The organism is Streptomyces sp. NPDC048419 (assembly GCF_043200415.1).
Classification (GTDB): domain Bacteria; phylum Actinomycetota; class Actinomycetes; order Streptomycetales; family Streptomycetaceae; genus Streptomyces.
Genome location: NZ_JBICXT010000050.1, coordinates 1 through 25,508, shown reverse-complemented (window position 1 = coordinate 25,508; position 25,508 = coordinate 1). Strand labels below are relative to the sequence as shown.

Below are 25,508 nucleotides of genomic sequence, written 5' to 3'. Positions count from 1 at the left end.
TCGCCAAGGAGAACCGCACACACCGCGACTGAACCGACCCCAGGGGGTCAAATCTGCGAGAGCAGAGCGTGCTCAATTCTGCGGGAGCATTGACAAAGTCGGTCTGGGGACCTTCGTAGCCGACCCCCTGCCGCCCCACCGTGAAACCTCATAGCCTCTCCTCGACAGAAGGCGGCCGTACTTCGGTCATCTTGCAGGCGTGGATGTAGAGGCAGTTTGGGTGCCGCCCTTTGGGGGCTGGTCCGCGACGATCCATCGTGACGATGGTCAGGTGGCTGCCGAACGGTGGACTCCTCGAGGCGTCCACCACGACGGACGTATCTGTGGTGGCCGCTGTGACCGGACTGAGCATGGCTGGGGTCATCGCAGTTCCTCTTCTTTCGGGCAGATCCGATTTCTTTCGGGCGGATCCGATTGATTCGTGGTGGCGCCCGGCCCACGCATGACATCACCGCGTGACCGCGTTCTTGCGCGCTCCTTGTGGTGACCCCTCTCCGGAAGGCCCGCATCCGTGGGGCTGTGGATTGGGAGCATCCGGAGGTGGGGCCTAGGGCATGGACCCGAGTTGCTGAGCCCAACATGCCAAGGGCTGGCGTCTCGACCATGAGCCTCGCCGAAGGCAGTCAGCGGCGGCACGCCGTCAGCCCGCCGTTCGCCCGCCGTCCGGCGACGCGCGATGAGGCGGAGCCGCGGCGTACCGCCGCGACTCACGCGTGGCGAGGCTGATCCGTCCAGTGCCTACCGGAAACGAGAAGCAGCGATGGACGTGGTGGACGAAGAACGCCTCTGCAGGTGGACCCCAGTACGGCGCCATTGGGTAGGACTCGCCGACTGCGCCGAGCCTTCGCGCCTAGCGCGCAGGCACGTGCGTGACGCTCTTGAGGGATTCGCCCTGCCGGAACGGGTCGACGACGCTGTTCTGGTCGCCTCAGAACTCGTGGGCAACGCGCTCAGGCACACCGCCGGCGGTCCGGATTGCATGTTCGTGGAGGTCTACAGGGACGTGGCGGTGATGCGGGTCCACGACGCGGAGCGGGGCGTGTCCGAGGTCCGGGCAGGGTGCGCGAAGGTGTCGCCGGACGAGCTGCCGGACAGCGGTCTCGGTCTGAAGATCGTCGGAGAGTTGGCTTGTCGGTGGTCGGTTCGACCCACCGCAGTCGGCAAGGAAGTGGTCGTGGTTCTCGCCTTGAACGCCAACGTGCTACCCGAGTGACAGGTTGTTCCGCAGGTCCCAGCGATACGTCCGCCCTGCACGTCGAAGCTCGACCAATTGCACGGCGGACACGCGCAGGTCGACTGCCGACAGAGCGCGGAGTTCGGAGACGGCCTGCACGACCGGGGCGGAGGGGCGCCGGCGGTTGTTGTACGCGAGGCTCAGGTGCGGCCGGAACGCGGACGTCGATTTCTTCGGGGCCAGACCGACGTTGCTTCCAGCCTTGGCCAGCGCATGATGCAGCTGGAGCAGTGGTTCCCAGGGGCCGAGGGACAGGCGAACGGCACCTCGAGAGCCGGCCAGGGGCATGGCGCTTATGGAGAACGCGGAGGGCATCAGCACCTCGGCATCGCGCGCGAGGCTGTCCAGCTGGCCGGGCATGATGAGGCCCGGCGTTCCCACTCGGGTGAGGGTGATGTGCAGTCCGCCGGTCGGCACCGGATCGAGGCCAAGAGGCGCCAACATCTCTTGGCAATGGCAGGCGAGAGTCGCGAGCCGTTCATCGTCCGGGAAAGTCAGCATCCAGTAGTAGGCCCTGCTCCCGTCCGACCAGCCGGGGCGTGCCCAGTGATCGGTCATTTCGCCGAGGGAGCTGAATGCCGCCCAGTCGTGGGCCGCGATGACCGCCGGGTCGTGCGTGTCAGAGGGCGGATCGGCGGGGAACGCGGCGGGATCGGCGCTGAGCAAGGGCACCCGACGTACTCCTTCGGCTTCACACTGCCCTGAAGTGCGACGACGCCGACTGCCTCTACGACGCGGATGCCGCCATGGCCAGGGCCGCTGGCTGCGAGATCCAGGTTCGGAACTCCTCGCCATAATCGCGTACCGCCGACTGATCACGCCACGGTCCAGCCTGCCCGAGAAGGTCGCGGGAGCGTTGGTAGACGGAGCTGATGGGTGTGTTGCCGCACAACCGGAGGGCTTCGCGGCCCAGTGTCATCGCATGGTCGACGTCGGGCGAGGCCTGCTGCAGCAACGCGGTGGCGACATCAAGGCGTACGAGGGAACGGCTCCAGGAGGAGGACGAGTGCTCCACCGGATCGTCGAGGTCCTCCGCGGCGCGCAATACCTGCGATGTGTCGCGGAGCGCCACATGCGACGTGACGGCATTAGCCAGCGTCCGGGCTCGTCCGTACGGCTCAAAGGAGATACATGAGGTCAGCTCGTCAGGCACCTCGTGCACGTCGGAGAGGCTGAGAGCCTGCCCGACTGCGCGCTCTACGCCATGCCGATCTCCGGTCTTGGCGAGGGCTCGGGCCCGGCCGTTGGCCAACAGGCGGATGGCCTGAACGTGTTGTGGGGCTCTCTCGACCGCCGCGGCGGCGCAGGCGTCCGCCTCGCCGTAGCGGCCGGCGTAGTAGAGGCTGAACGAGAAGGTGCCGCACGCCCAGAGCTCGATGTCCAGGTCGCCGACCTCACGGCTGAGATCTCGGGCTTCGGCGCAGTACGCTTCCGAGAGCGCGAAGTCGCCCATGTTCACCGCCATGTAGCCAAGCAGGCCGGATGCCCGGGCGGCAAGGCGGAAAAGCTCCCGGCGTACGCGAGGGGGCTGGCGCCCGTCGAGGAGAGTGTGGGCGAGCTGCCGCGCCTGGCGGGCTTGACGGCGGAGGGTGTAGGGCCCGTCCTGCTCGTAGTGGCTGGTGATGCGTTCAAGGGAAGAGTCGAGGAAGGCGAGTGTCCCGTCGTCGGTGTTGCTTGCCATGAGCTGCCCGGTCCGCGCGACGATGTCCAGGGGGTGCTCGTCGTCTTCGCGTGACGGACAGGGGTGCGGTGCCTGTCGGCGGGCGGGTGGCTGCTCTCCAGCTGTGTGCTCGGTGGAGAACAGCTCGGACGCAGCTCTGCCCAGCATGTGTTCCAACACCCGGCATGCATCGGGGCGCGGCAGAGTCAGCAACTCGCCGCCGTACCAGCGGTCGAACTGGCGTGGGGAGACCTGGAGCGATGCCAGCCGGCGGTCCCGATCGAGCTCTGCCAGCCGGGCGGCTGCCCTTTCGTACTGAGCTGAGAACGCCTCGTACGTCGTCAGGTGCCGTTGCTGAAGCAGCTGCCGCAACAGTGTTGTCCGTGGCATGGTCCACTCTCCTGATGCGGCGTGCGGCACCGGTGCGGTGGCGCGTGCCGGTAGCAACGGGGCTGAATGCGTCGCCGATCGATTGGCTACGGCACACGCCCATGCGAACGCACGCCGTGACCCTTGACAGCATGCCCGCGCAATCCCAACTGGGCAATATGTCTTGCGAAGTTGACCCGTATGGGTTGTCGAGTCGTCCTCGCTCCAACGAAACTCCCGCCATGGCCTTGAAGCGAAGCCTGGTCCCACAGTCCGTGTACCGGCGACAGCTCGCGGCACGGTTGAAGGAACTGCGCGGCGCAACCGGACTCACTCTCACCGAGGTCGCCACGCAACTGGAGGTCAATCAGAGCTCATTGAGCCGCATCGAGAACGGCGAACGCGGCACCACCCCGATCCTCACCCGAGCCCTGCTGGACCTGTACGGCGTCACGGACGAGGACCAGCGCGCCGACGTCCTCGACCTCGTACGGGCGGACAAGGAACAGCAGAAGCCCTGGTGGCGGAAGTACTCGACAGTGCTCACCCCGACCCGCTACGACGGATACCTCGCACTGGAAGCCGGCGCCACACACCTCGCCAACTACCAGCCCATGCTCGTGCCTGGACTGCTGCAGACCGAGGACTACGCCCGTACCGTGATCACCCAGATGAGGAACGACCTGTCTCAGCCGCAGATCGAGGCCTTGGTCAGGGTGCGCATGGAGCGGCAGAAGAGCCGCCTGGATGGTGAGGCCCCCGCCGAGCTCTGGACGATCCTCGACGAAGCCGTGCTGCGCAGGACAATCGGCTCCGCTCAAGTCATGCGCGACCAAATGCGGAAGCTGATGGAGGCAAGCGAGCAGCCGAACATCACTGTGCAGGTACTTCCATTTGCGCTCGGGGCACATCCTGGGCTCTACGGCCCATTCGTCATCCTCACCTTCGCGGCCCCCACGCCGAACCTGGTGTGGCTGGAGAACCCCAAGAACTCCGTGTATCTCGAGTCGCCAAGCGACGTAGACAACTACGCGACAATCTTTGACCAGTTGCGGGCCAGCGCCCTCGAACCGCCGAAGACACGTGCCCTCACGGCACGGATTAGCAAGGAGCTCAAAGAGTGAGCATGCCCAGAACGCCTACAACTCATCCCCTCATGGCAGTTCCATACGACGTTGATCTCACGCAAGCTCAATGGCGAACGAGCTCATACAGCGGGGGCGCCAACGACTGCGTGGAGGTCGCGGACCTGGGCGGACATGTTGCCGTGCGCGACTCCAAGGCCATCGGTCACCGGCCGTTGTTGTTCTCGAAGGTGGCGATGGGCGCATTGGTCAAGTGGAGCGGCCGCGAGCAGGTCATCGAACGCACCTGTTGAGACAGCGGTGTTCGCACCCTCTATGCGGCAGGCCGAACCAATCCGTCCGTGAGCCACTTCTATCGGCTCAGCACCGCGGTGCCTACTGATCTCGTCGGGTTGTTGTCGGGGGCTGATCCCTGCGGTAGGCCGGTTGTATGCGGTACGGGCAGGGTGGTGGGCTGACGGCCAAGGGGCGTCGATTTCGCGAGCGGGTCCGGTACGAGGCCGGCGAACGGTTTGCGCGCGGTGAGAGAACCGCGGGGATCGCGAAAGATCTGCGGGTGAGCGAGCGGTCGGTGGAACGCTGGTGGCGTGCCTGGCGGGAGGGCGGAATGGATGCCCTCGCCTCGACCGGGCCGACGAAACTGCCCAAGCTGTCCGACGGCCAGTTCGCCGAGCTGGAGAAGGAGTTGGCCCTGGGACCCGCCGAGCACGGCTGGGAGGACCAGCGGTGGACAGTGGCGCGGATCCAAGCGGTGATCGCTGTCCGCTTCCAGGCCGACTGCTCGATGGCTGCGGTGGGGCGGCTGCTGCACCGGCACGGCTGGTCCTGGCAGAGCCCGGCCCGCCGTGCGCTGGAACGCGACGAGCACGCGGTCGAGTTGTGGAAGAAGGACGTGTGGCCGCAGGCGGAATGACTGCCGCTGCGCTGGGAGCGTTCGTCGTCTTCGAGGACGAGGCCGGGTTCTCGATGACACCCCCAACCGCCCGCACCTGGAGCCGACGCGGGCACACGCCTGTCGTTCGGGTCCGGGGACGCTCCTGGCGCCGCTGGTCGATCGCCGCGATGTGCTGCTACCGGCCGGGCGAGCCTTCCCGGCTGATCTACCGGCCGCGCCGCCACCGCAAGCACCGGGGCAAGGGACGCGACACCTTCGCCTGGAGCGACTACCGCGACCTGGTCGTGCGCGCCCACATCCAGCTGGGCGCCCCCATTGTCCTGGTTTGGGATAACCTCAACACCCACCGGGCCGCCGGGATGCGCCAGTACGCCGCCGCACACGAGTGGCTCACCATCGTGCAACTACCCTCCTACGCACCTGACTTAAATCCGGTGGAGGGCGTCTGGTCGTTGTTACGGCGTGGCCCGCTGGCCAACGTTGCCTTCACCGACGACGAGCATCTCGAGCGCACTCTTCGACGGGGTTTACGCCATATCCAGCTCCGGCCCGACCTCATCGATGGGTGCCTGGTCGGCACCAGACTGACCCTCACCCGGCGGCAACCGGCAACAACTCGAGGACTTCAGTAACGGTAGTTCGTCAAATCCGGCGGTGGTGTGGGTTGACGGCTGGTTGAGTTGGTCGTAGGCCGGTGGTAGGAGTCAACTGCCCTGGTGAAGGCTGCAGATGACGGCACGCCGTCCGTGTCCGCCCGCGCCGGGGCCGTTGGAGGAGTTCGCGGCCCGGTTCGACGACCTCTTCTTCAGCCTGGCCCAGCGGCGGGGTTTTCGCGAGTACCTGACCGGGCTGCTGGCGCCGCGGGAGCGGAACAAGACGATCACCTGCCTGGCCGGGGCGGAGCCGGTGGCGGGTGCGGGGATGCCAGGGGTGCAGCGGCTGCAGTTCTTCCTGTCGGAGTCGCCCTGGGAGGCGGAGCTGGTCAACGACCGGCGGCTGGAGCTGCTGCGCGAGCAGCCGGCGACGGCTCCGCACGATGGCGGGGTCATCGTGATCGACGATTCCGGGGACCGCAAGGACGGCACGGCCACCGCGCACGTGGGACGGCAGTGGCTGGGCCGGCTGGGCAAGACGGACAACGGCATCGTCACGGTGACCACGGTGTGAACCGACGGCCGGATCTACTACCCGCTGCACACACAGCCCTACACACCCGCCCATCACTTCGACCGCGGCCGCTCCGAACCGGCCTTCCGCACCAAGCCGCAGATCTCCGCTGCCCTGCCGGTGCGCGGCAAGGAAGCGGGCTTCGGCTGCCGGGCCGTGGTGGCCGACTGCGCTTACTCCACCAGTGACGACTGGTATCTCGCCCTGCACGATGCCGAGTTGCCCTACGTCGTCGCGCTCAAGCCGCACCGCGGCACCTGGGCTCCCGCCAATGAGCCACACACCCCGATCGACGCCGCCCGTGCTTTGTCCGGCACCGGCCCCGACCGTCCGGGCGACTGGACACCGGTCGGGCGCCAGTTCCGCGACGGACACACCGAGACCTGGTGGGCCGCCGACGCCCGGCTGGACGGCTACGGCCCGAACAGCCCCTGCCGCCTGGTCGTGGCCACCACCGACCCGGGCACCCTGCCCGAGAAGGCCACCTGGTACCTGGCCACCAACCTGCCCCACCCCCACGCCCCGCACGCCGCCACCAGCGCCCACCCACCGGCCAACCTCGCCGAAATCATCCGCCTCTACGGGCTGCGGCCGTGGATCGAGCAGAGCTACAAACAGATCAAGGACGAGCTCGGCTGGGCCGACTTCCAGGTCCGCTCCGCCCGCGCCATCAAACGCCACCAGGCCCTGGTGAACTGCGCGTTCACCTTCTGCTGGGACCAGTGGTTCGCCCCGCCCGGGGCCCTAGACGCCGCCGCACCGGATCCCTGTCCAGACGACCGGCCAGAGAGGGGGAACCGCCACACCCCACCCGCCCCAACCTCCCTCCTGGCCCGGGGCTTTACGCGCAGTGCGGTCCTGGCTTACCCCGGCCACCACCCTGCACCGCTGGTGGCAAGCCTGGACCGACAGGGACCCGCCACCCGAGCTCCAGACCCTCCTCGACGCAGTCGCTTCCGGCAGACCCCTTGATCTCTACCGCCGAATTTAACGAACTACCGGTAACGCCAAAGAGCCCGACTGAAACATAGTTCTACGGCCCTGAACGCGCACTCGTCTTGCACTCAGCCATCTCCCTCCTGCCGCCACACATTCCGATGAGCTAATCCCCTCCCTTCCCCTCCTCAAGATCCACACCTTCACCTAGTAGTGCTCCGTTAGGTCTTTCTGGATCTTGGTGGTGTCCTGCTGGGCAGGGGTTGGTGGCAGGTGGTGCAGGTGCCGGTCCAGCAGTTCAGCAGGTCCTGGATGGCGTCGAGGATCTGGTAGAGGGTGAGTCCGCTGTATCGGCTTTTGGGGCCAGGCGCTGTTCGGTGAGGAACGCGTGGGCGGCGGTGACCAGGGTGACGTGGTGGTGCCAGCCGTTCCAGGAGCGGCCCTCGAAGTGGTCCAGGCCCAGGCCGTGCTTGAGTTCCCGGTAGTCGTGCTCGATGCGCCAGCGGATCTTGGCCAGGCGGACCAGTTCGGCCGGCGGGGTGCCGGCGGGCAGGCTGGACAGCCAGTAGTCGGTGGGTGCTTCGGCGTCTTCGGGCCATTCGACCAGCAGCGTGACCTCGGGCAGGACACCGTCCCACAAGCCGCCCTGCGCGGTGACGGCGGCCCGGGCCAGGCGGCGGGCCCGGACCCCGGCCGGCCGCACCCGCAGGGTCACAAAGTGCGAGCGCATCACTCCGCGGGAGCCCTCCCGCCAGGTCACCTCGGTGCATGCCTGCCGCCCGCGGCCGGTGGCCAGCGCGGCCACCGAGGACGGCTTCTCGCGGTAGCGGGACTGCGGCTTGCGGCCGTTGCCCGACCACGGCGGCGCGATCGGCTCGGCGGCGTGCGGATGGGCGGTCACATCCGAGCGGATGGCCACGACATAGCCGATGCCCCGGCCGTTCAGGCCGTCACGGAAGTCGGCGTTCTGGCCGTAGCCGGCGTCGGCCACCAGCACCGGCGGGACCATGCCCCATCCGGCCAGCTCATCGATGCTGTCCAACGCCAGGCGCCACTTGTCCCGGTGCCCGACCTCCTGCGGAATCCCCGCCTTGTGCCGCCGTCCGGGATCGCTGGCCCACTCCTGGGGCACGAACAGCTGCCACTGCAGCGGACACGACGCGGCGTCGGAGACCGCGTGCACGCTCACCGCGACCTGGCAGTTGGCCCGCTTGCCCAGTGCCCCGCAGTACTGGCGCGCGACCGCCACCGACATCTTCCCGTCCTTGGGGAACGGCACGTCATCGACAGCCCAGGCATCCGGGTTGACCTGGGGCACCATCCGCTCCGCGATCCGCCGCCGCACCGGCAGCGGATCCCACGTCGACTGGCTCACGAACTGCTGCAGGTTCTGTTCGTTGCCATCCGGCAGCCGCTCCGCCATCGGCTGGATCGACTTGCGCCGCCCGTCCAGCATCAGCCCCCGCAGATAACAGTCGCCCTTGGCCCGCTGGTCCTTGCGCGGCACCGACGCGAACACATCGGCGACGAATAACGCCAACTTCGCCCGAGCACGGCTCACTTCATGTGCGTCCACACCCCCACCATGCCGCTGAACACGGCCGACAGACAGACCTGACGGAGCACTACTAGGATGTTGGGCACCATCTCAGCGGCCCGACGGGCTTCCTGAACCGCCTACCGGCGGACACCGCAGGACATGCCCCCACCCGCACGAGTTCTCTTCGTGCTGCCTGGGGGCGTTTTCTTGCTGTTCCGTGAGTCCGGGGCGTCTGTGGCCGCCCGCATCCTCGAAGGTTCGCTGGCGCTGCACTTGACCGAGAACTTCCGTCACCTGCACGGCAGAATGCCCGCACAGGCGGAGATACGGTCCTGGGAGCGCAGCCTGCCCGCGCTCATCAATGCCCTCATCGAGGCCGGGCTCGATGCAGTCGAGGTCCTCGTGGAGTACAGCCTTCCCCTCACGAGCAAGCGTGCGGACGCCGTACTCGCCGGCGTGCATCCGACCACAGGCGAGCCTTCTTACGTCGTCGTCGAACTTAAGCAGTGGAGCTCCGCCTACCCGGAGGACGACGAGCCGATGCTCTGCCGGGTCGACTCCTACCCGCAGCCCGTGCTGAACCCGATCGAGCAAGTGCGGGGCTACTGCGAGTATCTGCTCTCCTTCAACGGAACGTTGGAGCGGATACCCAAGTCCCTGGCCGGTGTGGCGTTCCTCCACAACGCAACCGAGTTCGGTGTCGCGGGGCTGCGCATCGTCAAGGAGGACCAGCACGGCCGGCTGTACACCGGCGAACAGCGAGGAGCCTTCCTGGACTTCCTGCGGTCGCGGCTCGCCGCCAAGCCCGGCGCACGGGCGGCGGACGTACTGCTCTCCGGGAAGGTGCGGCCGTCGAAGCAACTGATGGCCGTGGCAGCGGCTGAAATCCGCGACCGCGAACAGTTCGTACTCATCGCAGAACAGCGGGAAGCCTACGAGAAGGTGATGTCCGCCGTACGCAAGGCAAAGCGGTCCAACCACAAGGAGGTGATCGTGGTGACCGGCGGCCCTGGCTCTGGCAAGAGCGTGGTGGCGATGTCGTTGCTAGGCGAACTGTACCGGCGCGGGACGCCTGCTCTCCACGCCACTGGATCGCAGTCCTTCACCAAGACGATGCGCAAGGTCACAGGCAACCGCAAGCGTGAAGTGCAGCAGCTTTTCAAGTACTTCAACAGTTTCATGGACGCCGAGCCGAACGACCTCGACGTCCTGATCTGCGACGAGGCCCACCGCCTCCGCAAGACCTCCGCCAACCGCTACACGAAGGCGGAACTGCGCACCGGCCGCCTCCAAGTGGCAGAATTGATCGACGCGGCCCGCGTGCCCGTATTCCTCCTCGATCAACACCAGGTGGTACGCCCGGGCGAGATGGGCACCAAGGAGGCGATCCAGCAGGCCGCCACCGCAGAGGGCCTGGAGTGCACGATCGTGGAATTGGATGGCCAATTCCGGTGCGGCGGCAGCGACGCGTACGAGAAGTGGGTCATCGAACTGCTCGGCCTGGATGGCGGCACACCCCACCAATGGGAAGCAGACGGCAAGTTCGAGCTGCTGACCGCGGAAAGCCCACAAGAGTTGGAGGAGTTCCTCATCGCCCGTCGCGAGGAGGGCTACGGCGCACGTATGTCTGCCGGCTACTGCTGGAAGTGGACAACCAAGATCACCCCCGCGATGACGGCCCTCCCCACCGATGTCGTGATCGGCAATTGGGCCCGCCCCTGGAACGTCTACGGCGACAGAGCCGTACTCGGCGCCCCACCCGCCCCGCTCTGGGCAACCGACCCGGCTGGCTTCACCCAGGTCGGCTGCGTCTACACCGCCCAGGGCTTCGAGTACGACTGGTCGGGCGTCATCATGGGCCCCGACCTGGTATGGCGCACGGATCGCTGGATCGTAAACCGCTCGGCGTCAAAGGATCCGTCATTCACCAAGGCAACACCTGACGAGGACATCGACCGCCTTATCCGCAACACCTACAAGGTGCTCCTGACCCGCGGAATGGTCGGCACCATCATCTACTCGACGGACCCCGAGACGCGCGACAAGCTGCGATCACTGATTCATCCGACATCTGAAGTCGAGGCTCTGGCGCTCTATAACTAAGCTCACGCGTACAGGAAGCCAGCCACGGAGAGCACTGCCCTTGAGGGGCGGAGCCCCCGATAGACGGTCACGACAAGTTGAAAGCCGCACACAGCTCCGGAGGCCGCTTCGAGGCTACGAACAGCAGCTGTTTAGGGCCTCGTCCGCAGTCAGCGAGGCGTGCCTTGTCCACAAATGGTCCACGCGCCGTGAGCCTGATGCAGTGCTCCTGGTCGAGGTCCGGCCGAACGCCAAGCCGATGGGCGAGCTTCGGCTCAGGGCTCGTGGTACGCCGTGCTTGATCGGGTACACGAGCGCACGCTTCGCCATCCGGGGCCCTGGACAGTGCAGGACCGTCTGCTTGCTACGGCCGACACGGCGCAGCTCAAGTCCGAGAATGCGTTCGAGGCTGACCGTAGCGCAGGAAGTGAGGACAGTCCGATACTGTCCCACTGGGTAGTGCTGCTGTAACATGCCGAGCAAATGTGCTGAATTTGTGAACGGGTCGCATGCGCAGGCCAAGGTGCGGCTGCAACGGGAGTCTAGGGTGGGACCGCTGGGGGGCCGCACGCGGTTGAGCGGGGTGCTGTCGTACACAGATGAGAAGCGCCTTCCACTCCCTCCGTGGACAGTCTGGCTTGCTGAACTCGGCGCCTGGGCAGTGCAACTGACGGTGCAAGGTATCCGCGCCACTATCGCGGTTTCGGTTCCCGCTCGCGAGTTCGCCAGCGTATTCGTTGGCTGCGGAGCCGTTTACGCGGCCTTTGAGCCGCAACTGGACACCTCGCCTCAGGGCTCACAGTTCGACAGCGCCACCAGGCTCGAGCCGAGAAGGCATCTCGTTCGTCTTGTCTCAACGCAGTCTGCTGTTGGATTCGTAGGCATTCTCAACGAAGCGGTCAGCAAGAATAATCGAGAGGGTTATAACGTCGGCGGAAGCTGGATCCCAGCGGACAGGTACCGTATCGACGTTCTTAACTGGCCTGACAATGCTGCTGAGTTCATGGGGCATAGCCGTATTCAGGAGCGCATTGACATTCCGGTTGGCGTAGCTGAACTGTTGCCGGGCGCCCCCGCTGACTTTTGCGGGTTCAGTGCCCTCCATTGTGCGATCGTCGGCAACGGCACCGCAATACGACAGGAGTCCGAGACTCAGATTGCAACTTCGATGGCGGCTGAGCCAGTACCACTTAGTGCTCTGCTCCGTCCCCGTGCCGTTCGTGAAAAGGCGCGCCAGTTCCGCAGTGTGCTACTGCCAGCGCGGGAGGACCCGGAGAACTACCGTGAAATCGTTGCCCGACGGAAGCCGAAGGTGGTGATCCTGGATAGTGCAGCGACGGTCTGCCGGTGGCTCGGTGCGGAGATGGCGCCGGTCACGGTTGCGCTGGTTGAGCGTACGGCATCGTCTGGCGAAGCAGCGGCCGATGCCCTCAAGCGTCACCGGGCCAGAAGCCCGGAGGATCTGTCGCTTCCGGCAGATCTCGCCTGCGTTCCCGCTGGGATCGAGGTGATTGCGTGGCAGAGCAGAGGGGGGAACCCTTGACGACGCTGGAAGAGATCGACCAGGTATACGCCTGCGCGGCAGAGTGCGAGATCTGGGACCAGCCAGTCGAGCATCCCATTGCGAGGGCTTTCGTTTTCGCGGCGACCAGCTTCTTGCGAGGACTCGGTGAAGCTGCGGACTCCGAGCTCTGGCGATACAGCGCTGCTTTGCTGCGTCGGTGCCGAAGGTTCGTCTGTACCGTTCCGCTCCCGTTCGACCATCCGTTGCTCAAGCTCGGCGATGCCGCTCACCAACTTGAGTCGGAGATATCCCGATTGCAGGGCGTCGTCGATCCCGGGCACGTTGAACGGATGCGGGCTGTGGTGCCAAGCCTTCAGCGTCTTGCCGCCGACGGCGCAGATCCCCTCGGCGACTGCACGCGGGAGTTTCTGACGCTGGAGGACCCGCGTGACGGTCTCGTCGTCCTGAATGACCGAAGGTTCACCGACGCGGTCGTGGAGGCCATGGCGCTGAAAGGCGTTGAGGTGACGATCGGAACTCACGCCGATCTCCTCGGGCACGCCATTTATACGTCCGTCGTGGTTGTCGGATCACCCACTTGGATCCACCAGGGTCTCCTGAACGCGCCCCGGACCAAAAACCTGGCGCTTGTGCACTACGGCTTTTTCCGCGAGGACCCTGAAGTGGCACCGCTCCTGTTCGGGCCAGTCTCCAGCACCCACGTCACGCGCCTCATCAAGAAATCGAAGCCCTTTCGATGTGAGGCCCTAGAAATGCCCGGAGGGAGCTGGCAGCAGGGAGAGCCGGATGCAGCCGGCCTGCTCTCTGCCGAAGAGTGCTCTCCCAGCGAGGAGATCAGGGCTTCATTCCCACGGTATGCCTCGGCAGGAGGCCGCAGCGGTGCTGCAGATCAGGTTGAGGCACGTGCGGCGGTCCTCGCCGATGGCTCGCACGTGCTCCTGCCAACGGACTTTGAGGCCCGGGTCTTCTCTCTGCGGGCCGGAGAGCTCCCTGACGTCCAGGTAGAACAGGTCCTCGCGTCGTCCGTGGGCCGGGGCGACTATCTTGCCCTGCGGCATAGCTCCCACCACCAGGACCTGGTGGACCGGGCGGACGCCATCCTCGGCCCGGACGCGCCCTCGCTGCGAACCACACAGGCCGAGTGGAAGGCGCGGCTGTGGGAGCGGACCGAGCAGCATCCACGGGGCATCCGAGGTGTCGCTGACGAACTCCGTAGCCGAGGAGCTGCCACCGCAAACGTGGGCTACTGGATCAGCGACTGGTGCATCAGGCCAAGGAGTAAGGCGGACTTCGCTGTAGTGCTGCGCTACCTGGCGGCAGGCGCCGACGTTGACAGCATCTGGGAGCGGCTGCGGCGGATTGACAGCGCCCATCGCAGTGCCGGGCAGCGGTACGCGGACGATCTCCAGCAAGCGCTGACCCCTGACAGAGTCGGGAGGCTCGTCAAGGCTGGTTGGTGCGTAGCGAGACCGACCGGGACGGACAGCGAGACACTCGTCGCCCGCATCGACTATGTACTGTCCGGCACCCTGCAGGTCCCGCTGAACGCCCTCTGCCGGCTCCGTACAACGGAGGACTTCCGATGACACGAATGATTCCGCCGTCTTTCGACCCGGAGAGTACAAGCCCGGGAGAGCGCGAGGTTTTCGAACGCTTGCGCGATGATCCGGCCACGGAAGGATGGATCGCTCTCCACTCCCTGGGCATCGCCAGCCACCCCAGGCAGATCCAGGGTGAGGCCGACTTCGTGGTCATCGTCCCGGGTAGCGGCATCGTCTGCTTGGAAGTGAAGTCGCATCTGCACGTCGCCCGACTCGCAGACGGAAACTGGAAACTAGGTAAACATCAACCGGAGGCCCGCGGTCCCTTCAAGCAGGCCGACGAGGCGAAGTACGCGATCGCCGCGCAGCTCAGGAAGGCCAGCCCCCAACTGCCCTCCCTCCCCATCACCTCCGCCGTGTGCTTCACCCACGCCCGCTTCCAGGTACCCAATCCGACCGAGTGGCACAGCTGGCAGGCGATTGACACTGTCGCGTTTCGCCGTAACCCCATCTCGGCGCTGCTGCGAGGCGTCCTGAAAAGTCATCGTGAGCAACTCGCTGGGACACCGAGTGCCCGCGCCTGGTTCTCGGCATCACATGTGGAGCCGACTCCGGCGGTCTGCAGTCGAATCGTGGATGTGCTGCGACCTGCCTTCGAGTTCGTCGAGCCGCCCAAAATCCGACGTTACCGTCGCCGGGAGGAGGTCGAACGGTTCACGCGCCAGCAGTATCAACTGCTCGACATGATCGCCGAGAATCCGCGCTGCATCGTCAAGGGGGCGGCCGGAACTGGCAAGACCTTCGTTGCTTTGGAGGCTGCCCGTCGGCTCGCCGCAGACGGCTCGCGTGTGCTCCTCTGTTGCTACAACAATCTCCTCGGACAGTGGCTCAAGGAGGAGACGGCCGGTGACAGCCTGATCACTGCAGGCACGCTCCACAGTTACATGGGAAAGCTCGCGCCGAATGCCCCGGAGCAGCACCGCGTGGACGAAGGTGACTTCTTCACCGAAGTGCTTCCAGAGCGCGCCCTCAATTCCCTCCTTGAGGGGCACCCACCCTTTGACGCACTGGTCGTGGATGAGGCGCAGGACCTCATGCTGGACGCCTACTTGGACGTTCTCGACATGTCCGTCCGCGGAGGACTCGGCAGCGGCAGATGGCTGTGTTTCGGCGACTTCACCAACCAGGCGATCTACGACTCTGGGTATGCGGGAATCGGCCTGCTCAAGGACCGGACAGGCGCTGGTTCCGCGTCCTTCACCCTGACGGCGAACTGCCGCAATGTCCCCTCGATCTGTCAGTACGTAGAGGAGACCTCGCGTCTGGAGCCCGGCTACAGCGGTACCCTCCGGGCGGAGAATGACCGTGAAACGGTACGGGAGTGGTGGTCTACGCCCGCCGAGCAGGACCAGCATCTGGTCAAGCACCTAGCCAGGCTCCATACGGACGGGTTCGCCCCGGATGAGATCGTCGTGCTGTCAGTCCGAGGGCATGGCAGTGCTGCAGAGCTGTGCGCAGACCCCCGATGGTCCCGGCAGCTCGCCCCGTTCGCCAAGCTGCGAAGTGGGTCCATCGGCTACGGAACGGTCCATGCGTTCAAGGGGCTGGACGCGTCGGCAGTGATCGTCACTGACATCGAAGAGATAAAGGACCCCCGAAGCGAGGCGCTCTTCTATATCGCCTCGTCTCGGGCGCGCGACGACCTCACCATCATCGCCCGGGACACAGCGCGCCCTGGCTTCCGAAGACTGGTACTGGGAGAATGACGATGGCTGAACACGACCGGACAGCAGGCCGTGACAAGATCACAAAGGCGCTGCGGGATGAACTCCTAGGTCCGGCGCCCGCCGGCAAGCCGCTCGACAGGTCCTCCTTCGAGAAGAAGGAAGACTCCTATGGGCCCTGGACTAACGCTGCCACCGGCGAGGAGATCTTGGAACGTGATCCCCTGATCCGTTATGGCGTCGGTGTGCTGTATCCCGTTGCCGCCGCGACCGGCTCCGAGATTGCAGACCAAGCCATCGTGCCTGGCTTGACTGCTGAAGATACAGAGGGCCCACAGACCGGGACGTGGGAAGGATCCTCGGGGCGGCTCGGAGCGACCTCTGACGACGCCGACTTCGACCTTTCTGGCGCCAACGAACGGCGGCCCACGGCCATGGGTATCTCGTTCCTCTTGGCCCCAGAGCCGCAGACCGGTGTGAAGGTCGAGGTGACCGGCGGCCGATACGAGCAGATCAGGATCGATCTCCCGGGCGGGGCCAGGCGTACGTGGTGGACCCGTGTCCCAGTCAAGGCCGTGTGGCGTGTGACTGCTGAACAATTTCAGCAGTCTCCCTTTCTGCACCGCGATCTCATTCCTGTTGCTGACGAGTCCACAGGGTTGGAAGGGCTCGCCCTGCGGCTGACAGTAAACCTGCGTTGTCACGAGGCGGGCATCCTGACAACAGTTGCCCTCGTGAACCGGTCCACACCGGGCACCAAGGCGGTGGACGCTGCATGCCTCTTCCAGGCCGACATGACAGCGATCCCCGAGAACAGCTGGATTGTCCCCTACCCCGAGGGCCCGGAAGCCGGAGCACACCCTGACGACGCGTCTTTCCGCCTTCTCTACAGGCGCGAGCAGACGTACGCCGTCGGACATGGCTGTTCCGCCGATTGGGAAGATCCCGATCTCGACGGACGCTCGCGATGGGCCAAGGCGGATCCGCTCCCCGAGTACGAGACGCCGAGCATTACCCCCGACATCGTTCTCGAGGATGGGACGGCACTGACCGTCTCCATGAGGCAACTCGCCGGGGCTGAGCCCGGCGGTATGGCTCAGCTCGAACGGGTCCTGACAGAGTACGCAGGCTGGATCGAGAAACGCAGGGAACAAGCGGCCGCTCTCGAGGGAGAGTTTCGTACGACCGCCGAGCGCCACATGACTGAGTGCACCCGGGCGTTGGAGCGTATGCGCGAAGGGCTGGAGCTTGTCCGTGACCCGGACAGCGAGATCGGAAAGGCTTTTCGGCTGGCCAACGCAGCGATGTACAAACAGCAGTTGCGCTCCGGCGCGGAGCTGCGCACCACACAGCTCGTCGATGAGCGGATTCACGTCGAGGGCGAACCGCCTGACGAAGCGGGCACCGAAGCGAAGGGACGTGGGGCATGGCGAGCTTTCCAAATCGCCTTCCTGCTGGCCGCGGTCCCTTCGACCGCCAACCCTGCCCACCCAGACCGCTCCGTCGTCGACCTGATCTTCTTCCCTACCGGAGGGGGAAAGACCGAGGCGTACCTCGGACTTTCTGCTTTCGCTATGTTGCTGAGACGGTTGCGTGAACCTGGCGACGCAAGCGTCACGATCCTCATGCGCTACACCCTGCGTCTTCTGACAGCTCAGCAGTTTCTGCGTGCGGCTGGGCTGATCTGTGCACTTGAGGACTTGCGCCGCCAGCGGGAGGAAGAGCTGGGCAGTGAGCGGTTCTCCATCGGAATCTGGGTCGGCGGCGACTCGACGCCAAACAAGAACACCGATGCTGTCAGGGATTTGCGCAAGATGGAAAGCGAAGGGGGGGAAAACCCCTTTTTGCTGCTGCGGTGTCCTTGGTGTGCTGCCCAGATGGGGCCGGTGAAAAGCGTTGAAAACCCCGACTCGACGGCGAGCGGGCGCGGAAGAGCCCCGCGCCGAAAGCGCAAGGAAAAACAGAACTCCGTCGCCGGTTATGAGGAGTACCGTGGGCGAGTCATTTTTCGCTGCCCGGACGGGAAATGTCAGTTCTCCAAGGCCGATCGCCCGCTTCCGGTCTACGTTGTTGACGACGATGTGTATGATTGCCGCCCGTCTCTCGTCATTGGCACGGTAGACAAGTTCGCACAGCTCGCCTGGAACCCCCGTGCGCGGTCCTTGTTCGGATTGGGCAAGTCTGGACAGCGTGCCTACTCGCCTCCAGAGCTGGTCATCCAGGACGAGCTCCATCTGATTGCAGGGCCCCTTGGCTCGATGACTGGCTTGTACGAAGGTCTCATCGAGGAACTGTGCACTGACCGGCGCGCAGCCTCCCCGGCCCCACCGAAGCTCGTTGCCTCGACGGCGACTATTCGTCGCCACGAGGAGCAGATCCGCGCCTTGTATGCACGCGATAGGGTCCTGCTTTTCCCGCCGCATGGAATCGACGCGGAGGATTCGTTCTTCGCGGTGTACGCGCGCGAGCGCGAAGGAAAGCGTCTTCCAGGACGTAAGTACATCGGGGTCCACGCGCCCGCTCTCGGATCTATGCAGACCACGCAGGTGCGCTCCTTCGCAGCACTTCTGCAAGCGGCGAAGGACGCTCCCGAGGAGGAGCAGCAGGACCCGTGGTGGACACTGATGGCTTTCTTCAACAGCCTCCGAGAGCTCGGTAATTCCCTGTCGCTGATGCAGTCAGACATCCCCGACTACCTCAAGACGATTAACAATCGTTCCAGCGCCGACCGCACAGAGGTCAGATACCTCAACAGGGTCGAGGAGATGACAAGCCGACTCCGGCAGGATCAGATTCCTGAAGCAATGGAGAAGCTTGCCCAAAGGGCTAAGGGCGGCAAGGCCATCGATGTCTGTCTCGCGTCTAGCCTGATCGAAGTCGGTATTGATATTGACCGACTTTCCCTCATGACGGTGGTGGGCCAACCCAAGAGCACCTCACAGTACATTCAGGTCACAGGCCGCGTCGGCCGCAAGTGGGAGAAGCGTCCCGGCTTGGTTGTCACCCTCTACGGTGCCGCCAAACCACGCGACCGAAGCCACTTCGAGCGCTTTCGCAGCTACCACCAGCGGCTTTACGCCCAGGTTGAACCCACCAGCGCGACCCCCTTCGCTCCACCGGCCCTGGACCGCGCGCTGCATGCCGTTGCCGTCGCCTATATCCGACAGACAGCCGATCAGTCTCTTCCACCGTTCCCCTTCCCTGCGGAACTGTTCGACAAGGCTGAGGAACTCCTGCGCACCCGGGTAGCGTTCTGCGATCCCGGCGAGGAGGACCGTGTCGTCTCTGTCTTGGGCAAGCTCCGCAGAGAATGGGCCAACTGGCAGCCGACCACATGGGGGAACCCTGGAGGAACCGCTGTGCTCGGTAGCCTTATGCGTGCTGCGGGCCACTATGCGGATGGCGACGTCGAGGCAAGCACTTGGCCCACTCCCACTTCCATGCGCGGCGCTGACGCCGAGTGCCGCGCCGAGATCACACAGCAGTACGCACTCGAAGGAGCCAGGCAGTGATCCGCGGCAAAGTTCGGCGCTCTCAACTCGTGGCCCCCTTCGGGCCTGGCGCCATGCAGGTCCTCGCGGATGGCACTTCTGTCATTACCGCCGGCCTCGATCATTGGTTCGTCCCCAGGGAAACGCTAGACCAAGAGGAGTTCCGTATCCATGAATGGCGGCTGGAGAGTCACCTTGGGGTGGACGCCCTCTACACCCCGCCGGACTACCGAGACAACTTCAAGGCTAGCCCCGGCCAGTACAACACCAAGCTCCAGGTCCCCGTCCTGCGCTTCCCCGCCTGGAGCTTCTGCCCTCGGTGCCGCGCTCTGACTCCGCAGCCGCTGCACATCTCGGACCGACCGCGCTGCACCAACCCCGACTGCACCGGACAGAAGGCATCCTGGGCACCGTTTCTCGCCCAAGTGCCCTTCGTGGCCCTGTGTGAGCGCGGCCACCTTCAGGACTTCCCCTGGGTTGAGTGGGTCCACAAATCCGCCAGCCCGAGATGCCGGTCGCCTAAGCTCAAGCTTCGGACCTCAGGCGGTGGCACTCTCGCCTCGCAGCGTGTCGTGTGCGAGACCTGTCACAAAGACCGGGGGCTAGAAGGCATCACATCAGTGGAGCATTCCAACCGGGAGCACGAGCAGGAAACTACATACCTCACTGCTCACCTTGAGGAGGGAACCGAGTTCTCCTGCCGAGGAGCGATGCCCTGGCTTGGTCTGGAAGCGGGTAGAGGAACCTGCGGAGAACCGCTGCGTGGCAGTCTCCGAGGCGCATCCAACGTCTACTACGCCTTGGTCAAGAGCTCCATTTTCATCCCCGAGGCGTCATCGGTGGGAGTGGATCCCAGCGTGCTTGAAGCCCTCGAAGAACAGACCATCGCTAGGGCTCGGGCTAATGTCCGCGATGTCCTGGAAGACGGTCAAACACTGACCGCGAGCCGCCTGCGGCGTGCCGCGAAGAAGAACGCCTTCCGCCTGGAGAAATTCACCGATACGCAGATCGAGTCAGCCCTCGCAGTTCTGGAAGGTCCGGCGGAGACACACCACCAGCCGACGGTCGGGTCCGTCGATGACCCAGCGTTGTTCCGTCGGCAGGAGTACACGAGGATTCGGGACACGATCGACTCCGCCGAACTCGTGGTCAGGGAACCGGAGGGCGCCCGCGCGCAGGACATCGAAGGTTTGATTTCGCGAGTCCGTCTCGTCGAGAAGCTAAGGGAGACCCGAGTTCTCTGGGGATTCAACCGTATTTTCGCCGAGTCATCCCGGCAGGACGTCGCAACCCGCATAGCTCTCTTGCGCCGCCACAACCCTGATGCCGGCGAGTCGTGGCTACCCGCCTATACCGTCCTCGGAGAGGGCATCTACCTGGAACTTTCTCCGGAAGCCCTCACGAAGTGGGAAACCGGTTCCCTGGTGCAGAATCGGCTGGTCCCTATGGCCCAGCAGTTCCAGTCGATCGCTCATGAACGACACCTCGCCCAACGAGAGGTAACTCCTCGGCTGGTCCTGCTGCACACGCTCGCGCACCTGCTGATCAACCAGCTGACGTTTGAGTGTGGCTACAGCTCAGCATCGCTCCGGGAACGCCTCTACGACTCACCTGGCACTGATGGAATGAACGGCTTGCTCATCTACACAGCCGCCGGGGACTCAGAAGGAACGCTGGGCGGCCTCGTGCGAATGGGCCAACCTGAGCGCTTCGAAGAGGTCCTCCGGAATGCGATCACCAATGCTCGCTGGTGCTCCTCTGACCCAGTTTGTATGGACAGCCATGGCCAGGGGCCGGATTCCTGCAATCTCGCGGCGTGCCACAGCTGTGCTTTGCTGCCCGAGACGGCATGCGAGGAGTTCAATCGTTTCCTGGACCGCGGGCTGGTCGCAGGAACCCTGGAGGATCCCGGACTGGGTTTCTTCAGCAGCCTCGAGTGAACTTCAATCGGCCCGCCTGTTTCCAGCGATGCCTGAGGGTGGTGATGTCCGCACCGGAACTACGCAGTCCCGGGCAACGCAGCACCTGCTCCACGCGATCACGATTAGGAGCCTGGCGAAGCAGAGCGGCGCGAATGCGGGCTTGGTAGCCGCGTGTGACCGAAGTCATGCTCCGCAATGTCGCTTGGCAAGTCGGAGATGACCTCTGGGCTGGCGGAGCATACGAGATTCGAGCTTGTGGGGCTTCCAACACGCCTTCCAGGGGTGCTCGTTGCTCGGAGAGCGCCGTACGGAGCCGTTCACCTGCATCTGCGCAAGCGCGCAGTTTGGAAGTTAGGATCGCTCAGGTAGTCGTCCGGACGCGACGGTACGCCTGCGAATGAGACCAGAAGTGAGACCGCGGTGGAACCGGCTACGTATGGCCGCCGGGAGATCGCTCCAGCATGCCCGGGTGCCTTGAGCTGCCGCATCACCGGTTGCTTGCGACGGAGGTTGCAGCATAGGAGGCTCTGTCCCGTGCTCAGGGAACCTAGTCAGTTGACGATCGCAGAGGACGGCTCCGTAGTCCTTCCTCTCGGAGTGCTAGCTGAGGCTGGCCTATCGCCCGGGAGCTCCGTGCTGGCCTACAGCAACGGTGACGGCCGGATCGTGTTGCGCCGGGAAGAGGACGCGGAACAGGACCTCATCGAGTTCGGGCGTCTCGACTAGCTGGGGCAGAAGCGTCGAGTACGCCGAGGATGCGCTCTACGGCCTCCGTCGGGGCCTCGTGCTCCCACACACGGAGGACCGTCCACCCTGCGGCTGTCAGGGCCTCGTCGGCGGCCCTGTCCCGCGCGACGTTGCGCTCAAGCTTGGGTCCCCAGTAGCCGCCGTTAACGCCGGGCTTCCGGCCGTGCTCAGGGCAGCAGTGCCAGAAGCAGCCGTCCACGAAGACAGCGACGCGCACACGGGTGAAGACGATGTCTGGCCGCGGCTTCGCTCCCTCAAGCTGCAAGCGCAGATCAACGCGGTATCGCTTGCCCGCTGCATGAAGCATGGACCGGATGGTGCGTTCGGGCTTGGTGTCCCGCCGCTTGATCGCAGCCATGTTGCGCGAGCGGCCGGGAGTTGGCGGCGTCGGGTACGCGGGGTCGCTGTCGTGGGCCATCGGTTACACCGTAGCCAAGAGCGCGAGTGTCAGACCCTCGGTGTTTGATGCGTCAGGATGGTAGACCTGAGCAATGCTGATGTGGAGGTACGAGCGTGGCTGATCTGACGGCCGTGGAAATCTGCGCGGGCGCTGGGGGCCAGTCGCTCGGCCTTGAGCTGGCCGGTTTCGACCACGCGTTGGCTGTTGAGCTCGATGAGAACGCGGTGAACACACTCCGGAAGAACCGCCCACACTGGGACGTACGGCATGGTGACGTGGCGGACGAGGCGGTCTGGAACCCCAAGGAGTTCCCCGACGTTGACCTGCTCGCTGGCGGAGTCCCCTGTCCTCCATTTTCCATTGCTGGCAAGCAGCTTGGCGCTACCGACGAGCGTGATCTTTTCGCCTGGGCCGTTGAACTCGCGGGAAAGATGCAGCCGAGGGCTGTCCTCTTGGAGAACGTGCGCGGGCTCTCAATGCCCCGCTTCTCCGCGTATCGCCAACACGTGAAGGATCGGCTGAAAGACCTTGGCTACTGGTCGGACTGGAAACTTCTCCACGCTAGTGATTACGGCGTTCCGCAACTGCGCCCCCGATTCGTTCTGGTCGCGCTGCGTAATGAAGATGCTCCCTGGTTCGAGTGGCCGGAAAAAACGCCTTACGAGGGCACGGTCGGGGACGCACTTTTTGACTTGATGAAGGCGAACGGCTGGCCAGGCGCCAAGGCATGGAGGAAAAAGGCAAACGATATTGCTCCCACTATCGTGGGCGGTTCCAAGAAGCACGGAGGGGCCGATCTTGGCCCGACACGTGCTAAGGCGGCCTGGCGTGACCTCTGGGTAGACGCGATGGGTGTTGCCGATTCCCCGCCGGATGATTCAGTCCCCTCTGACTTCAGGCCTAAGCTCACGACGGAAATGGTTGCACGTCTGCAAGGCTGGGGGCGTGAACCGGAGTACGCCTGGGAGTTCACAGGCCGCAAGACGACGAAGTATCGGCAAATCGGCAACGCTTTCCCGCCACCGGTGGCCAGGGCAGTGGGCACTTCAATCGCCAATGCGCTGAACCGCAAGGGTCAGCCGAAGGACTTGTCTGAGGTGGAGGACGAGGTCATGCATGACCGGCTCTACCTGGCTTTGAAAAATGCACCAGCCGCGTTGACGGAGAGAGAGCTGGTGAAGCTGTCGGGCGAGAAAATCGACTCTGCGACCTTCGAGCGCCGTATGGCCACACTGGCAAGGGACTTTGTCATCGACGAGGATGACCAACTTGGCGGTCGCGCGTACCGGCTCGTGGGCTTCAAGGGATTTATAGGGCAGGAAGGCCACGAGCGGCACACACGATTTGCTGAGATGCGCTCCCAAATCAGCTAGTCTCGCCGACTCGTTTAGCCAGGTGATCGATTAGTGCCGCACGATCAGGGACCGACAATTTCCGGGCGCGATCGTATGCTTGGTCCACCCTTGAACGGGGACGTTCCCCCTTACGCATCCAGTTGAGGAGCTCTCCCGCCTCATTCTTGGTAAGGCGCTTCAACCCCGCAAGGACTTCGTCGTACTGTTCAGGATCGGGAACTTCGTCGCGCACGGTCTCATTGCAGCGGGAGCATTCGGTCCGCCAGTTGTTCAGATCATCTCTCGCTCCCCTGGACTTGAGTCGTTCCTGGGGAACGAGGTGGCCAATGGTGAGCCGGATCGGTTCGCCGTCTTCGGGATAGGTATCGTCTACCCCCAGCCCGCAAATCCTGCATCGCGAGCCATCTTGCTCCATGACCAGCCTGCGGATACGAGCACTTGGGGCGAACCTTTCGTACTGCGCCCGCTCGCTATCGAGCCAGAGTCGTCCGCCCTTTTGCTGCAGCCGGTACTCGTCGTGAGCCAGGGTGGCATCACTTCGCTGTGAGGGAATGATCCAGTCGAACTTACGCAGCTGGCGCAGGCGCCGGTTCAGGTGCTCAGAGGTCTCGGCTATGTCCGGGCCCAAGGCGCCGCGCAGCTCGCGCATCGTGAACGTGTCGCCCACGTCTTTGTTGAACCAGAGCCAAGCCGTCAAACGCCGCTCCTGGCCGAATCGCTTCTTTTTCGTGCCGGGCTGGATAGAGAGCTCCCACCAGGGCGTCCCGTCTGGTGCTCTCGACTCGTGGTGCTGGCTGTCGTCCACAGGCATACATGGGAGTATGGCCGGCTTAGTGGATCTTCGACTAGATCTGGTCGCCGATGGTCTTAAGACGCGTAGCTCTGGGGGATCGCAGCCAGCACACTTTGCCGTCTAACCGCTCGCGAATTGCAGACCCCACATCCCGGCCCGCCGCACTGTGGCATGGTGACGGTCATGGCGACCACACCTGAGATGCCCGAGACGTCGCTGCAAGGCCTCCGCGCCGACTCGCCGGCCCTGGCCGGCCTGTCCAGGGCTCTGGTCTCTGTTGCAGAGGCTCAGCGACAGATGCTGGCCAACTTCGATGCGAGCGGCCTGTCCAGGGCTCTGGTCTCTGTTGCAGAGGCTCAGCGACAGATGCTGGCCAACCTCGACACGAGCGGTCTGTCCCAGCTGATGAGCACGGTGGAGGGGTTCCGCACCCTCAGTCAAGCTCAGCTCACGACGGCCGCAGCCGCAGTGGAAGAGGCCTACCGGGCCACGTCCGAGGACGACGTCCCCGAGCAGCTGCTGGCCGAACTGGAGGACAGCGTCCGTAATTTCACTTCCTCGGAAGCCATCGAGTACCTTCCGGTCGAGGTGAGCCGTCAGCATTTTTCTCTGTTCATCGGCGCCGTCGTGATGACGTCCTTGATGACGGTGACATTCTCCAGCGAGACCGCGGACGGCATCCTGGGCAAGTTGCTGGAGCTGAGCGGATTGGTGGCTCTCGTGATGGTCGCCGCGGGGAAGGCACACGATCGCGTCACCGGTAGAACTACCGAAGCGAACTCCGGTGGTGTTGGCGACAGCCGCGAGAACAGCTGACTGCTACAGAACCGGTATCGGCTTGGTGCCGAGGGGGCGCGCCTGCCTGCCGGTGCAGGCCCTCTGTCATTCCTCTGACACATGGAGTGATCGCGTATCAGCCGGAGGGCTCTGATACAGCAATGGCCATGTGTCGGCGACGGGTGAATCGTGACCCTCTGACGGCGGATCAAAACTGACCCACTTCGTGGTCTTCTGACCAACCTGATCTTGATCGAAGGTCAGG

General features: G+C 64.6%; 18 protein-coding genes and 1 pseudogene. 14 read left to right on the top strand and 5 right to left on the bottom strand.

Annotated elements, in window-relative coordinates:
- The first annotated feature begins 760 nt into the window (after positions 1-760).
- A complete protein-coding gene (locus ACGFYN_RS45120; RefSeq protein ID WP_393871816.1) occupies positions 761-1,213 on the top strand; it encodes an ATP-binding protein in 453 nt (150 codons plus the stop codon).
- Here ACGFYN_RS45120 and ACGFYN_RS45115 read toward each other — a convergent pair.
- A complete protein-coding gene (locus ACGFYN_RS45115; protein ID WP_393871815.1) occupies positions 1,202-1,906 on the bottom strand; it encodes a 2'-5' RNA ligase family protein in 705 nt (234 codons plus the stop codon). The genes ACGFYN_RS45120 and ACGFYN_RS45115 overlap by 12 nt on opposite strands.
- 55 nt (positions 1,907-1,961) lie before the next feature.
- Positions 1,962-3,284, bottom strand: coding sequence for a hypothetical protein (locus ACGFYN_RS45110; protein WP_393871814.1), 1,323 nt, complete (start codon positions 3,282-3,284; stop codon positions 1,962-1,964).
- Between ACGFYN_RS45110 and ACGFYN_RS45105 the strand changes: the two genes are divergently transcribed.
- The 5 genes and pseudogenes from ACGFYN_RS45105 to ACGFYN_RS45085 all read left to right on the top strand — a co-directional run bounded on the left by ACGFYN_RS45105 (position 3,278) and on the right by ACGFYN_RS45085 (position 7,382).
- Entirely contained in the window at positions 3,278-4,387 is a 1,110-nt protein-coding gene (locus ACGFYN_RS45105) for a helix-turn-helix domain-containing protein (RefSeq protein WP_393871813.1), read from the top strand. The genes ACGFYN_RS45110 and ACGFYN_RS45105 overlap by 7 nt on opposite strands.
- A 110-nt stretch (positions 4,388-4,497) precedes the next feature.
- Positions 4,498-4,641: a hypothetical protein gene (locus ACGFYN_RS45100; RefSeq protein WP_393871812.1), complete on the top strand. Its 144-nt coding sequence runs from the start codon at positions 4,498-4,500 to the stop codon at positions 4,639-4,641.
- Between the two features lie 137 nt (positions 4,642-4,778).
- Positions 4,779-5,261, top strand: a complete 483-nt coding sequence (locus tag ACGFYN_RS45095; protein WP_393871811.1) for a winged helix-turn-helix domain-containing protein — start codon at positions 4,779-4,781, stop codon at positions 5,259-5,261.
- Positions 5,258-5,875: a transposase gene (locus ACGFYN_RS45090; protein WP_393871817.1), complete on the top strand. Its 618-nt coding sequence runs from the start codon at positions 5,258-5,260 to the stop codon at positions 5,873-5,875. Before ACGFYN_RS45095 ends, ACGFYN_RS45090 begins: the two co-directional genes overlap by 4 nt.
- 97 nt (positions 5,876-5,972) lie before the next feature.
- A pseudogene (locus ACGFYN_RS45085) lies at positions 5,973-7,382 on the top strand (IS701 family transposase).
- Positions 7,383-7,644: 262 nt separating this feature from the next.
- Here the strand turns inward: ACGFYN_RS45085 and ACGFYN_RS45080 are convergent.
- Positions 7,645-8,922 carry an IS701 family transposase gene (locus ACGFYN_RS45080; protein WP_393871810.1) on the bottom strand — a complete coding sequence of 426 codons (1,278 nt, stop codon included), beginning with the start codon at positions 8,920-8,922 and terminating at the stop codon, positions 7,645-7,647.
- Between the two features lie 123 nt (positions 8,923-9,045).
- On the opposite strand from ACGFYN_RS45080, the gene ACGFYN_RS45075 reads away from it, so the two are divergent.
- The 6 genes from ACGFYN_RS45075 to drmB all read left to right on the top strand — a co-directional run bounded on the left by ACGFYN_RS45075 (position 9,046) and on the right by drmB (position 21,189).
- Complete coding sequence (locus tag ACGFYN_RS45075; RefSeq protein ID WP_393871809.1) at positions 9,046-10,989, top strand: DNA/RNA helicase domain-containing protein; 1,944 nt, start codon at positions 9,046-9,048, stop codon at positions 10,987-10,989.
- Positions 10,990-11,629: 640 nt separating this feature from the next.
- A complete protein-coding gene (locus ACGFYN_RS45070; RefSeq protein ID WP_393871808.1) occupies positions 11,630-12,511 on the top strand; it encodes a hypothetical protein in 882 nt (293 codons plus the stop codon).
- Complete coding sequence (locus ACGFYN_RS45065; protein ID WP_393871807.1) at positions 12,484-14,079, top strand: hypothetical protein; 1,596 nt, start codon at positions 12,484-12,486, stop codon at positions 14,077-14,079. The genes ACGFYN_RS45070 and ACGFYN_RS45065 overlap by 28 nt, the downstream gene beginning before the upstream one ends.
- Positions 14,076-15,800 (top strand): NERD domain-containing protein, encoded by a 1,725-nt coding sequence (locus tag ACGFYN_RS45060; protein WP_393871806.1) that lies wholly within the window; start codon positions 14,076-14,078, stop codon positions 15,798-15,800. The genes ACGFYN_RS45065 and ACGFYN_RS45060 overlap by 4 nt, the downstream gene beginning before the upstream one ends.
- Before the next feature lie 2 nt (positions 15,801-15,802).
- On the top strand, positions 15,803-19,270 hold the full coding sequence (locus ACGFYN_RS45055; protein ID WP_393871805.1) for a helicase-related protein: 3,468 nt from the start codon (positions 15,803-15,805) through the stop codon (positions 19,268-19,270).
- On the top strand, positions 19,267-21,189 hold the full coding sequence (gene drmB, locus ACGFYN_RS45050; RefSeq protein ID WP_393871804.1) for a DrmB family protein: 1,923 nt from the start codon (positions 19,267-19,269) through the stop codon (positions 21,187-21,189). The genes ACGFYN_RS45055 and drmB overlap by 4 nt, the downstream gene beginning before the upstream one ends.
- Positions 21,190-21,871: 682 nt before the next feature.
- Here the strand turns inward: drmB and ACGFYN_RS45045 are convergent.
- Complete coding sequence (locus tag ACGFYN_RS45045; RefSeq protein ID WP_393871803.1) at positions 21,872-22,336, bottom strand: very short patch repair endonuclease; 465 nt, start codon at positions 22,334-22,336, stop codon at positions 21,872-21,874.
- A gap of 95 nt (positions 22,337-22,431) precedes the next feature.
- Between ACGFYN_RS45045 and ACGFYN_RS45040 the strand changes: the two genes are divergently transcribed.
- The gene (locus ACGFYN_RS45040; RefSeq protein WP_393871802.1) at positions 22,432-23,691 is read left to right on the top strand and encodes a DNA cytosine methyltransferase; all 1,260 of its coding nucleotides are present in this window, start codon (positions 22,432-22,434) and stop codon (positions 23,689-23,691) included.
- Here the strand turns inward: ACGFYN_RS45040 and ACGFYN_RS45035 are convergent.
- Positions 23,684-24,484 (bottom strand): HNH endonuclease, encoded by an 801-nt coding sequence (locus tag ACGFYN_RS45035; RefSeq protein ID WP_393871801.1) that lies wholly within the window; start codon positions 24,482-24,484, stop codon positions 23,684-23,686. The genes ACGFYN_RS45040 and ACGFYN_RS45035 overlap by 8 nt on opposite strands.
- Positions 24,485-24,649: 165 nt before the next feature.
- On the opposite strand from ACGFYN_RS45035, the gene ACGFYN_RS45030 reads away from it, so the two are divergent.
- A complete protein-coding gene (locus ACGFYN_RS45030; RefSeq protein WP_393871800.1) occupies positions 24,650-25,282 on the top strand; it encodes a hypothetical protein in 633 nt (210 codons plus the stop codon).
- Positions 25,283-25,508 lie beyond the last annotated feature (226 nt).